The 12,060-nt window shown below is 32.0% G+C and carries 11 protein-coding genes; 5 read left to right on the top strand and 6 right to left on the bottom strand.

Features of this window, described 5'->3' with window-relative positions; translation table 11 throughout:
- Nucleotides 1–83 precede the first annotated feature (83 nt).
- The 4 genes from ACM55M_RS10390 (at nt 84) to rluF (ending at nt 3,756) form a co-directional block, all read left to right on the top strand.
- Nucleotides 84–1,178, top strand: a complete 1,095-nt coding sequence (locus ACM55M_RS10390) for a Nif3-like dinuclear metal center hexameric protein (RefSeq protein ID WP_416857550.1) — start codon at nt 84–86, stop codon at nt 1,176–1,178.
- Between the two features lie 3 nt (nt 1,179–1,181).
- The gene (locus ACM55M_RS10385) at nt 1,182–1,961 is read left to right on the top strand and encodes a zinc ribbon domain-containing protein (RefSeq protein WP_416843033.1); all 780 of its coding nucleotides are present in this window, start codon (nt 1,182–1,184) and stop codon (nt 1,959–1,961) included.
- Nucleotides 1,962–1,998: 37 nt separating this feature from the next.
- Nucleotides 1,999–2,847, top strand: coding sequence for an alpha/beta fold hydrolase (locus ACM55M_RS10380; RefSeq protein ID WP_416857548.1), 849 nt, complete (start codon nt 1,999–2,001; stop codon nt 2,845–2,847).
- A gap of 96 nt (nt 2,848–2,943) precedes the next feature.
- The gene (gene rluF / locus ACM55M_RS10375; RefSeq protein ID WP_416857546.1) at nt 2,944–3,756 is read left to right on the top strand and encodes a 23S rRNA pseudouridine(2604) synthase RluF; all 813 of its coding nucleotides are present in this window, start codon (nt 2,944–2,946) and stop codon (nt 3,754–3,756) included.
- Between the two features lie 88 nt (nt 3,757–3,844).
- On the opposite strand, the gene ACM55M_RS10370 is transcribed toward rluF, so the two are convergent.
- The 3 genes from ACM55M_RS10370 to ACM55M_RS10360 are packed head-to-tail and all read right to left on the bottom strand — an operon-like array spanning nt 3,845 to nt 6,195.
- Entirely contained in the window at nt 3,845–5,230 is a 1,386-nt protein-coding gene (locus ACM55M_RS10370) for a DUF4153 domain-containing protein (protein WP_416857545.1), read from the bottom strand.
- Between the two features lie 54 nt (nt 5,231–5,284).
- Complete coding sequence (locus ACM55M_RS10365) at nt 5,285–5,578, bottom strand: winged helix-turn-helix domain-containing protein (protein WP_269683998.1); 294 nt, start codon at nt 5,576–5,578, stop codon at nt 5,285–5,287.
- A 2-nt stretch (nt 5,579–5,580) separates the two neighbouring features.
- Nucleotides 5,581–6,195 (bottom strand): hypothetical protein, encoded by a 615-nt coding sequence (locus ACM55M_RS10360; RefSeq protein WP_416857543.1) that lies wholly within the window; start codon nt 6,193–6,195, stop codon nt 5,581–5,583.
- A gap of 435 nt (nt 6,196–6,630) precedes the next feature.
- Between ACM55M_RS10360 and ACM55M_RS10355 the strand changes: the two genes are divergently transcribed.
- Nucleotides 6,631–8,871 carry a response regulator gene (locus ACM55M_RS10355; protein WP_416857542.1) on the top strand — a complete coding sequence of 747 codons (2,241 nt, stop codon included), beginning with the start codon at nt 6,631–6,633 and terminating at the stop codon, nt 8,869–8,871.
- A gap of 214 nt (nt 8,872–9,085) precedes the next feature.
- Here ACM55M_RS10355 and ACM55M_RS10350 read toward each other — a convergent pair whose 3' ends face one another.
- The 3 genes from ACM55M_RS10350 to ACM55M_RS10340 form a co-directional block, all read right to left on the bottom strand.
- Nucleotides 9,086–9,973, bottom strand: a complete 888-nt coding sequence (locus ACM55M_RS10350) for a bifunctional 5,10-methylenetetrahydrofolate dehydrogenase/5,10-methenyltetrahydrofolate cyclohydrolase (RefSeq protein WP_416857541.1) — start codon at nt 9,971–9,973, stop codon at nt 9,086–9,088.
- 133 nt (nt 9,974–10,106) lie between these two features.
- Nucleotides 10,107–11,456 carry a signal recognition particle protein gene (ffh, locus tag ACM55M_RS10345; RefSeq protein WP_416857539.1) on the bottom strand — a complete coding sequence of 450 codons (1,350 nt, stop codon included), beginning with the start codon at nt 11,454–11,456 and terminating at the stop codon, nt 10,107–10,109.
- Between the two features lie 129 nt (nt 11,457–11,585).
- Nucleotides 11,586–12,053 (bottom strand): hypothetical protein, encoded by a 468-nt coding sequence (locus ACM55M_RS10340; protein WP_416857538.1) that lies wholly within the window; start codon nt 12,051–12,053, stop codon nt 11,586–11,588.
- Nucleotides 12,054–12,060 lie beyond the last annotated feature (7 nt).

The raw sequence follows: 12,060 nt of genomic DNA, 5'->3' as shown, positions 1-12,060 counted from the left end.
TTTCTTTTGCTTAATGTTTAAAGTTCTGCTCGACAAAACCTTAAACCTTAAACTTCAAATCTTAAACCTTAAACCTTAAACTAATGAAAATCAAAGAAATCATTTCCGTACTTGAAGAAATGGCGCCACTCGCCTACGCTGAAGATTTTGACAATGTGGGTTTATTGGTTGGAGATCAAGAAGCGGAAGCCACAGGTGTTTTAGTTTGCCATGATGCTTTAGAAAATATAATTGACGAAGCAATTGCAAAAAAATGCAATCTGGTGGTTTGTTTTCATCCGATATTATTTTCTGGTTTAAAAAAAATAACGGGCAAAAACTATGTGGAGCGAACTGTTATTAAAGCCATAAAAAATGACATTGCCATTTATGCCGTTCACACCGCTTTGGACAACCATCAAGAAGGCGTGAATAAAATATTTTGTGATGCCTTGGGATTGATAAACACTAAAATTCTGATTCCAAAACAAAATTATATTCGCAAACTAGTAACCTATACGATTCCGGAAAATGCAGAAGAAGTACGAAATGCACTATTTGATGCCGGTGCGGGAACTATTGGAAACTATGAAAATTGCAGTTTTAATTCGAAAGGAATTGGAACCTATATGGGAAATGAACACAGCAATCCTCAAGTTGGTGAGCGATTCGAATTTGTACAAGGAGATGAAATCAAAATAGAAGTCACTTTCGAAAAACATTTAGAAAATAAAATTCTAAAAGCATTATTCAAAAGCCATGCTTATGAAGAAGTTGCCTATGAAATTTATGACTTGCAAAACCAACATCAAAATATTGGCTTGGGAATGATTGGTGAATTGAAAAGTCCGATGAAAGAAAAAGAGTTTTTGCTTTTTGCAAAAGTAAAAATGCAAAGTGACGGGATTCGACACTCTAACTTTTTAGGAAAAGAAATAAAAAAAGTAGCCGTTCTTGGTGGAGCTGGAAGTTTTGCCATAAAAAATGCGATTCAAGCCGGAGCAGATGCTTTTTTGACTGCCGATTTGAAGTATCATCAGTTTTATGAAGCCGAAAATAAACTTTTATTGGCAGATATTGGACATTTTGAAAGCGAACGCTATACAAAAAATTATATTGTTGACTATCTTCGGAAAAAAATCCTTAATTTTGCAGTTATTTTATCAGAAGAAAATTCAAATCCAGTTAAGTACTTATAGAATATGGCGAATACGAAAGAATTAAGTGTTGAGGACAAGTTAAGAGCAATTTACGATTTACAACTAATTGACTCAAGAATTGACGAAATCAGAAATGTAAGGGGTGAACTTCCTCTTGAAGTAGAGGATTTAGAAGATGAAGTTGCAGGTTTAAGCACACGTTCCGAAAAATTGAAAAGTGAACTCGAAGTTATCGAAGATCTAATCAAAGCAAAAAAGAATGCAATTGATGAGCACAAAGAGGCTATCAAAAAATATACGAAGCAACAAGAAACTGTTCGCAACAACAGAGAATTTAATTCGTTGACTAAAGAGGTTGAATTTCAAGAATTAGAAATTCAATTGTCTGAAAAACAAATTAAAGAAATGAAAGCTTCTATCGAACACAAGAAAGAAGTAATCTCAAATTCAAAAGAAAGATTAGAAGCAAAATCGAATCATCTGAAGCACAAAAAATCAGAATTAGACGCTATCATGTCTGAAACTGCTAAAGAAGAAGCATTTTTATCTGATAAATCAGCTGAATACCAAGCTTTAATCGAAGAAAGATTGTTGAAGGCTTACACTAGAATCAGAACTAGCGTTCGCAACGGATTAGCTGTTGTTTCTATTGAAAGAGGAGCATCTGCAGGATCATTCTTTACGATTCCCCCACAAACACAAGTGGAAATCGCTTCAAGAAAGAAAATTATTACTGATGAACATTCAGGAAGAATATTAGTCGACAGCGCACTTGCTGACGAAGAAAAAGAGAAAATGGAACAATTGTTCTCTAAATTCTAATTACATTTAAGCCTCCTTAATCGGAGGCTTTTTTATTATGAAGAAATTGACGTTTTTTATATTCACTAAATCCATTGGATTGTACATTAACTTTTTGAGTTTTGTATTTCCAAAAAAAGCATCGCAACTGGCGTATGCCTTTTTTAGTGAACCCAGAGAGGGAAGGCTATCTAAAAGTAAGTTGCCTGAAATTCTACAAGAAGCGCAAACCGAGACGTTTTATCAAAATGAGCATTCTTTTCAAACCTACACATGGAAAGGCAATGACACCATTATTCTTTTGGTTCACGGTTGGGAAAGCAACGCTTCCCGATGGGAGAATATCCTGCCCTATCTAAAAAAATCAGGAAGTACCATTATTGCCATAGACGGTCCGGCTCACGGATTATCTAGCGGAAAAGAATTTAGTATTCCTAAATATGCAGAATTTATTCATATTGCTGTTCAAAAATTTAAGCCTCAATACTTGATAGGTCATTCTATGGGCGGAAAAACTTGTTTGTATTATCAGTCGGTATATCAAAATGATTTGCTTAAAAAAATGGTAATTCTGGGAGCGCCTAGTGATTTCAAGATAATCTTACACAATTACATTGCCCTGTTGAGTTTGAATTCTAAAATTTCTAAAGCTTTAGAAGATCATTATTTAAATAATTTCAAACTCAGTTTGGAACAATTTTCTGGTAAAATGTTTGCTTCTAAATTAAATATAAAAGGATTTATTGCCCATGATATTGATGACACTGTAGTTTTATTCGAAGAAGGTAAAAAAATTGCAGGCGCGTGGAAAAATGCAATTTTCATAGAAACTAAGGGCTTAGGCCATAGTATGCATGATGCAGAATTATATGAAAAAGTCTCCCGCTTTTTATTTGAAACGGAGTAAAATGATACATCAGCAAAATCTTTTGCCGACTTCTTAATTTTCAAATAAACAAATAACTACGTAAACGATTAAACAATTTAGTACTACTTTTGCATTATGGAAGAAAATCTAAAACGTCTCAATAAATTCATAGGAGAAACCGGGTACTGCTCCCGTCGTGAGGCCGATAAAATCATTGAAGAAGGTCGTGTAACCATCAATGGAATCGTTCCGGAATTAGGCACAAAAGTTTCCCCTGATGACGAAGTGCGTATTGACGGAAAATTAATTCGAGAGAAAAATGAAAAACCCGTTTATTTGGCTTTCAACAAACCAGTAGGCATTGAATGTACCACAAACCTGGAGGTTCGCAATAACATTGTAGATTACATCAATTATCCTAAACGTATTTTCCCTATTGGTCGATTGGACAAAGCCAGTGAAGGATTGATTTTCATGACCAATGACGGTGATATTGTCAACAAAATTCTTCGCGCCAGAAACAATCACGAAAAAGAATACACCGTAACGGTTAACAAACTCATAACCGATCGTTTTATCGAAAAAATGGGAAATGGCGTGCCAATTTTGGACACAATTACCCGAAAATGTAAGGTAGAAAAAATCAGCTCCACCATTTTTAAAATCGTTTTGACCCAAGGTTTAAACCGCCAAATTCGTAGAATGTGCGAATATCTGGGTTATGAAGTTACCGCTTTGAAACGTATTAGAATCATCAATATTTCACTAGACATTCCCGTGGGTCGCTACCGGGATTTAACAGATGCCGAAATCAAAGAATTAAACGAACTTATTGAACCTTCGAGCAAAACAGAAGAAGCGAGTTTACCCAAAACTGAAGCTCCAAAAAGAAGAACGGAATTCATCAAAAAAGATGATCCGAGGTTTAAAGGAAGAATGGATTATTAAGTATTAAAAAATCCCTTTTCGTATTAGACTGCCCCCAAAAAGTAAGACCCTATTTGGGGGCTGTCTAATACTGAATGAGATTTCACTTTTATTTTTTAGATATAAATTCGTAGTACAAAGCCTTTGATAAAAAGCTTTCAGATTGCCTGTTACTAATCGCATTCTCTCTTGTAAGTTCAATGTATTGTCCATCTAATTTCTTTAGTAAAAAATAGTCTCGACGGTTTTCATCATTAAAATTTAATCCAGATAAAAATATAGGCTCCACTCCTTTATTTACAGAAATATTGTAATTGGTGATTATATTCCCCCAATTAATAAAACTGCTTATCAGAATCATTCCATAAAAATACCAAATCATTTTATTGAATAAATAAGCATTTGTTTTTTGTTTATAAATCTTCCAAAAAGTAATTAACAGACCCACAATTGCTAATAACAGGAATGCAAAAACGCCTAATCTTTTATAGGTTAAACCAAATGCAGCAACATATTCAACGTTTTTTATAATGGCACTGATAATTAATACTCCATTCAATGCTATCCAAATTTTAGATAATAATTTGAGAGTACTTGCTTTCTTGTCAAAATTGAATCCATTTTTAAAAAAGAATAGCATCACGCCAACAGCCATTATTATTGAAAAAATAACAGCATTTACTCTTTCATGTGTTGCTGCGCTCAAAGAAACAACCACTTGTTCTTCAAAAAACTGTTCATAATTATAGGTAACAATAAAAATTAAAATCATACAATTTAAAAGCACTAATGTAATTTCACCACTCTTTCTTTCAAAATCAAGATCAAGAAATGAAAAAGTTTGTTGATGCTCCATTCTTGTCTCATTACTAAAATCATTATCTAACATTGAATTTTTATCATAACAAATCTCGGGTACCCAATAATTCCAGAAACTGAACGAAATATAGAAGCCTAACAAAGCAATTAGAAAGACTTCCAAAACATTCAAATCTAAAGTATAATCGGTAAATAGAGATGAAAAGTGTTCGCTACCGAAAGCGTAAACCACGAAAAACAAGGTTATAAATATAGCTGGAATAACAACGTAAGCAATGAGTTTTTTAGTCAAATCATTTTTGATTTCTCTTTTTGGAAGCCACTGGCTAAACATCAATATGCGACCTAATGAAGTAAATCCGTTGATAAATACAATTGGAAAAATCTGTAGTATTTTAAGTTTTACTTCATGAGTTTTAAATTGTAAAAAAAGAATAGACATTGATAAAGCCAAAAAGGAGACAAAATCGCCATACCAAGCAAAGGCAAAACACGACAAAACAGAGGTGATTACTAATACTAGATGCAAACGACTGTTAAATCGTTCCTGAAAGAAATAGCAAATCATTCCGGTCAATATCAAACCGAAAATTGCCAAATTTACTCCTACAGATTCGTTGTAAAAAAGCAACGTAAAAATCACACTACAAGCTAAAATAAAATGGTGTTTTTTCATAATAAAAAATTTAAAAGTACTTTGCATTTCAAAGTATTGAGTTAAAAAAAGGGGTTATTTCGATTTAATTAATTTTTCAAGACTATTTAAGTGGGAAACAAAAGCGGTTCTACCCATATTGGTAACTCGATAGGATGTTTTTGGTTTTTTTCCGACAAACTCCTTTTTTACTTCTATGTAACCCGATTTTTCCAAGGCAGATGAATGACTCGCTAAATTACCGTCAGTAATATTCAATAAAGATTTCATTTCGGTAAAATCAATCCAATCATTTACCATCAAAACAGACATGATACCTAGTCTGACTCGACTTTCGAAATCTTTGTTTAATTTATCAATGATACCCATTACTATTTATATTTTTTGAACATAATTAAACCGTAAAGAATATGTAAAATTCCAAATCCTATAGCCCAAAAAACAAGTCCATATCCAAGATAAAAAAGAGAAACACATCCTAAAATAATTTCACATATACCCAAATATTTAATATCTGAAAAAGTATACTTTTCGGCATTCATAAGTGCTAAGCCATAAAACAACAACGTTGTTGGTGCGATCATAGCAAATAGCTGATGGTATAAAAGTGCGATACAAAATACGCCCCCAACAAATAAAGGAATCGCTAAATTGAGTAACATCTTTTTAGTAGTATTCGTCCACACAGGTAAATTAAACTTTTTACTTTTTCTTAAAGTAAAAAATATACCAAATCCCAATGCTAAAATCAAAATTAACAAAGCAATTAAAGTTAATTCCATTATTAAACCATAACTATACATCTTTTGCTTTCCGTCAAAATATTCAATACCATTCTGTTTAAACAATTGATATCCATAAATTGCCCCAGCTAATGCAACTGCCCCAGCAAATATTCCTGAAAGGCCACTTAACGAAATAAATCTTGAAGAGCGCTCCATCATGGAACGAATATGCGATAAATCTTCTTGATGTTTTTGACTCATAAATAAAGTACTTTGAATTACAAAGTTATTGATTATTTTTAGATTACAAAATAGAAACTGATTTATTTCCAAAAAAATTAATAGTATTCCATCGAAGAACTAAAATATTCCGTGAACCTACCTGCAAAACTGAAGGAGCTAGTTTGTCAAAAGCGTAACCTGTTAAAAGAAAAACGGAATTCATCAACAGAAACTACCCGTGATTGACGAAAAGAGGGGGTAAATAAATCCCTTTAACAATAATCCAAATATTAAATTTCTCTTTTACTCCTTTTGGGAATATGAATTATAAATCCAAGAAATTGTATTCAATTAAATATCTATAATCGCTGAGTAATTTAATTTAGCATACAATAACTTAACCTTTTGTTTGAAGTCTCTTAATCTGTTTTTTTTAATAAACGCTATAAATTTGCATCATCTAAAAAAAAGTACTTGAAATTTTTCTTCAACAATTTTCGTTACTTCAGAACACAAATATTTTTATCATTTTCATCAATGATTGTTTTGATAGTTATTTGGTTTATGTTTTACCTGTATATCGACCGTAAAGTTGATCATCTCAATAATTTCACTTACAAATCGTATCAAATTTCACAAGACTTTACTGGTAACATAAGAAATTTTCAAACTTTTTTATTGTTTGGATATAAGGAAAAAGACTTTTATATTAATCACAATCAGAAAGACCTTAAACTATACATAGACAATCTAAAAAACCAAAGAAAGGAAATTGATCTAATTTTCAAAGAATCGAAAGAGTTAAACATTGGAAACAATCCATCTATGACTAATCTTTCTAAAGAAATAGATAATCTTTATATTGTTGTAAATCAGTTTAAAAAAACAGCATTAATTCGGGGATTTAAAGATCATGGGATTGAAGGTAAAATGAGGAACAAAGCACATTTTTTAGAAAAAAAATCTTCATTAAACAAAATTACTTTACTTCAATTTCGTAGACATGAAAAAGATTATTTGTTACGTTCAGATGCTGCTTCAATTAAAAAATTTGAAAATTTATATAATTCTACTTTTAAAAAAAAAAATATTGATTCAGCAACCAAGCAAGTTCTTATAGATTATAAAAATGATTTTGACACTTTGGTAAAATTGAGTTCAAAATTAGGAGTTTCTCAGAATCAGGGTTTATATGGAAAAATAAATCAAATTAATGGATTTGTTGAAAGTTCATTTGTTCAAATTATAGCTCATAATGAAAAAAGAATAAATGAATTAAAAAAAACCCTATTTTATTCTCAATTATGTCAAACACTGCTTATGGCTCTTATCGCCTTAATATTATGCATTTACATATCTAAATATTTCACAAAAGACATCAAATCACTTTCGTTAGATATTTCAAATTATATAAAGTCTAATTTCAAGGAACCAATATCCAATTTAAACCATAGATCATCAATTAGGGAGGTTGATTTCTTATTAAAAAGTTACGGAATATTAAAAGAAAAGCTATCTGAAAATATTATTTTTTTAGAAAAGAAAACTGAGCAGGCGAATAAAACAGCAACCTTCAAAACGCAATTTCTTGCTAACATGAGCCACGAAATTAGATCACCACTTAATGGAGTTATAGGAATGTTAAACATGCTTAAAACAAGTTCATTAAATAGCGAACAAACCGAATATATCGAAATAGCGGAACACAGTGCAGATCATCTTTTGGGTATTGTAAATATGATTTTAGATCATTCAAAAATGGAAGCTGGTAAAATGAAGGTAGAACAATATCCAATAAATCTCAAAAAAGAACTTACTAAACTTATCAGATTATTTGAATACCGAATAATTGATAAAAACATAAAACTACATTTTATTTATGATGATAGCATTTCAAATAACATACTTGGAGATAATTTAAGATTACAACAAGTATTGATTAACCTTATTGACAATGCAATTAAGTTTACAACTCATGGAGATGTAAAACTTGAGGTAAATTTATTAAATCGAATAGACGATTTACAGTATTTGAGTTTTAAAATCATGGATTCAGGTATAGGTATAGACGCCGATAAAACAGAACAAATGCTTCTAGCGTTTGAACAAGCCGATTTAACAACCACTAGAAAATATGGTGGCACAGGATTGGGTTTAACAATTTCTAACCAATTAGTGCAACTAATGGGGGGCAGTAAATTAAATATTATAGGTTTAGAAAGTGGGGGATCGAGTTTTAGTTTTGAAATTCCATTCAAAATTAATACAAATGTGATTTCAATTGAAGACAATAATGAAACTCGCTTCAATGATTTAAAAGATGTAATTATTAATAAAGCATTAATAGTTGAAGATAATTTAATAAATCAAAAAGTCTTGTATAAACTTTTGAATAAACTAAATATCCCTTCAGATATTGCAATTAACGGAAAAGAAGCGGTTACACTTTATAATAAAAACGATTATGACATCATTTTTATGGATTTACACATGCCTGAAATGGATGGGTTTGAAGCAACAGAAAAAATACATGCCTCTCCAAAATATCAAATTACACCTATACCAATTATTGCTGTAACTGCAAGCGCATTTGATGAAGACAAGGTAAAAGCCATTTCTAAAGGTATGGATGATTTTATAACTAAACCCGTTGTTTTAAAAAACTTGGAAGAAATAATAGCTAAACAAATGCAATTGAAATGTTTTCAAATATAAAATTGCTGTATCGATTACAAAGTTTATTAAACTTCTCTTCGAAAAAACTGAAGAAGCGAGTTTACTTACAGAGAGCATGCAAAAAGAAGAACAAAAATTCATCAAAAGAGACGATCCGTGATTGAAGAAAATAAGGGATTATTAAAATTTATATGCCTCAAATATTTGCATAAAAAAACCAAGATTAAAATCTTGGTTTTTTTATGGTTTCATTCTAATTATTTTTAGCACATCTCAGTTTCCTTGCCAGAAGTGTGTTTTTCAACAACATAGCAATGGTCATTGGTCCTACTCCACCTGGAACCGGCGTTATGAAAGAGGACTTTTTACTCACTTCATCAAAATCAACATCACCAGTAATCACATATCCCTTGGGGTGAGAAGCATCTTCCACTCTGGTAATACCTACGTCAATTACTACAACTCCGTCTTTCACCATATCGGCTTTAAGGTAATTAGGAACTCCTAATGCTGTAATGATAATATCAGCATTTCTTGTAAATTCTTCAATGTTTTTAGTTCTACTGTGAGTCAGCGTTACTGTTGAATCTCCTGGATATCCTTTGCGACTCATTAAGATACTCATTGGTCTTCCTACAATATGGCTACGTCCAATAACTACAGTATGTTTGCCTGCGGTTTCTACTTTGTAACGTTCTAACAATTGCATAATTCCAAATGGAGTTGCTGGTAAAAATGTCTCCATTTCCAAAGCCATTTTTCCAAAATTGGCAGGATGAAAACCATCTACATCTTTGTCAGGATCAATCGCCATCAGGATTTTTTGCTCATCAATATGTTTTGGCAAAGGCAATTGAACGATATAACCATCTAAATTATCATCTTCGTTTAACTCCTTGATTTTCGCAAGCAATTCAACTTCTGTAATGGTTTCCGGTAAACTCACTAAAGTGGATTCAAAGCCAATTTGTTCACAAGAACGTACTTTACTTCCAACATAAGTTAAACTGGCTCCATTAGTACCAACGATTACAGCTGCCAAATGAGGCACTTTTTCACCATTATTTTTCATTTGTTGTACTTCGGCAGCAATTTCCTGTTTAATATCTTCCGATGTTTTTTTCCCGTCTAGTAGTTGCATTTCTTCTTGTTTAAAAAGTTTAAAGTTTAAAGCTTAAAGTTTTGGAAACTTAAAAACGAAAACTCTTAAATATTATTAGTATAATGTGTTTCAAAACTGATTATTGAAAACCTGAATATTGAACACTATTTTTTTATCGCATGCCTGGCATACCACCCTGCATGCCACCCATCATTTTCATTAGATTCTTTCCTCCAGGGCCTTGCATCATCTTCATCATCTTGCTCATTTGCTCAAACTGCTTCATCAATTGATTGACTTGCTCAATTTTTGTTCCGGAACCTTTTGCGATTCTGGCTTTTCTTTTTACATCAATTATAACTGGCTTGCTTCTTTCTTTTGGAGTCATCGAATGAATAATTGCTTCAATATGTTTGAAAGCATCATCTTCAATTTCTACATCTTTCATAGCTTTTGAAGCACCTGGTATCATTCCAACCAGATCTTTCATATTACCCATTTTCTTTACTTGCTGTATTTGGGACAAGAAATCATCAAACCCAAATTCGTTTTTGGCGATTTTCTTTTGGATTTTTCTTGCTTCCTCTTCATCAAATTGCTCTTGAGCTCTTTCTACCAAAGACACAACGTCACCCATTCCAAGAATACGTTCCGCCATACGAACAGGATAGAACACATCAATTGCATCCATTTTCTCCCCTGTACCTACAAATTTAATTGGCTTATTTACAACCGATTTAATTGAAATTGCAGCTCCTCCACGAGTATCACCATCTAATTTGGTTAAGATAACCCCGTCAAAATTCAATATGTCATTAAAGGCTTTAGCTGTATTTACAGCATCCTGTCCTGTCATTGCATCGACAACAAATAAAGTTTCTTGTGGCTGAATTGCTTTGTGAACTTCGGCAATTTCTTTCATCATTTGTTCATCAACAGCCAAACGTCCTGCTGTATCGACAATCACAACATTAAATCCATTCGCTTTAGCGTGTTTTATTGCATTTTGTGCAATTTCAACTGGATTTTTATTTTCGGGTTCGGAGTAAACCTCGACTCCTATAGAATCTCCAACAACATATAATTGTTGAATAGCTGCCGGACGATAAATATCACAAGCAACCAAAAGTGGTTTTTTATTCTTTTTTGTAAGTAAATAATTAGCCAATTTTCCAGAAAAAGTAGTTTTCCCGGAACCTTGTAAACCTGACATTAAAATCACTGTAGGATTTCCTGATAAATTAATTCCGGCAACATCACCACCCATTAATTCAGTAAGTTCGTCTTTAACTAACTTTACCAATAATTGTCCTGGTTGTAATGTTGTTAACACGTCCTGACCTATTGCTTTTTCTTTTACTTTGGTGGTAAAATCTTTGGCAATTTTAAAGTTGACATCGGCATCAAGCAAAGCTCTACGAACTTCTTTTAATGTCTCTGCTACATTTACTTCGGTGATTTTTCCGTGTCCTTTTAGTATATGAAAGGCTTTGTCTAGTTTATCGCTTAAATTATCGAACATGATTTTTTATTTTATTGAAGTGCAAATTTAAGGATTTGATTTTGAAGTTTTACGGATTATTTAAATAAAAAAACAGCCTTTTTTAGACTGTTTTAAATCGATATAATATAAGAATCACTGCTATTAAATCTAATTCTTTTCGAAAGTTAAATAATCAATGACTCCCGTACCTCCATTTAAGTCTCTTAATATTACTCTTGTGGTTGTTCTTTCAAAAACATCCCAATTATTTGACAGCTGTACCAAATGATCCGGACTTGAAAATGAAATGGAAAAATCTAAGTCGTTACCCGAGTTATAATCAACAACATCCGATTGTAGTACCGACCAATTACCTGAATAAACAGTTACCTCTTTATTGGCAGTTAGAATAGTATTGGATCCAAAAGTAAAAGTATGGCCCGAAAAAAGACTTGTTTTATTTGAATTATCATCAAAAAAATAGGTGATTTTCCACGTTCCATTGTTAATAGTATTTACGACTGGCGTAGCATCTTTTGCAACAGCGGTAGCCATCGTGTCATCATCACAACATGTCCCTGCAATATTTAATAAAAAAATACAGAACAAAATCGGCATAAAAATGATTTTTTTCATAATTCAT

This window comes from Flavobacterium galactosi (assembly GCF_048158585.1).
Taxonomy (GTDB): domain Bacteria; phylum Bacteroidota; class Bacteroidia; order Flavobacteriales; family Flavobacteriaceae; genus Flavobacterium; species Flavobacterium galactosi.
This window is presented reverse-complemented; position numbering and strand designations above follow the sequence as displayed.

Bases quoted from the DNA above. Each gene is read 5' to 3' on its own strand.
- ACM55M_RS10385 (WP_416843033.1), top strand. From the start codon at position 1,182: ATGGCGAATACGAAAGAATTAAGTGTTGAGGACAAGTTAAGAGCAATT.
- ACM55M_RS10350 (WP_416857541.1), bottom strand. From the start codon at position 9,973: ATGCAACTACTAGACGGGAAAAAAACATCGGAAGATATTAAACAGGAA.
- rluF (WP_416857546.1), top strand. From the start codon at position 2,944: ATGGAAGAAAATCTAAAACGTCTCAATAAATTCATAGGAGAAACCGGG.
- ACM55M_RS10360 (WP_416857543.1), bottom strand. From the start codon at position 6,195: ATGAGTCAAAAACATCAAGAAGATTTATCGCATATTCGTTCCATGATG.
- ACM55M_RS10390 (WP_416857550.1), top strand. From the start codon at position 84: ATGAAAATCAAAGAAATCATTTCCGTACTTGAAGAAATGGCGCCACTC.
- ACM55M_RS10340 (WP_416857538.1), bottom strand. From the start codon at position 12,053: ATGAAAAAAATCATTTTTATGCCGATTTTGTTCTGTATTTTTTTATTA.
- ACM55M_RS10365 (WP_269683998.1), bottom strand. From the start codon at position 5,578: ATGGGTATCATTGATAAATTAAACAAAGATTTCGAAAGTCGAGTCAGA.
- ACM55M_RS10380 (WP_416857548.1), top strand. From the start codon at position 1,999: ATGAAGAAATTGACGTTTTTTATATTCACTAAATCCATTGGATTGTAC.
- ACM55M_RS10370 (WP_416857545.1), bottom strand. From the start codon at position 5,230: ATGAAAAAACACCATTTTATTTTAGCTTGTAGTGTGATTTTTACGTTG.
- ffh (WP_416857539.1), bottom strand. From the start codon at position 11,456: ATGTTCGATAATTTAAGCGATAAACTAGACAAAGCCTTTCATATACTA.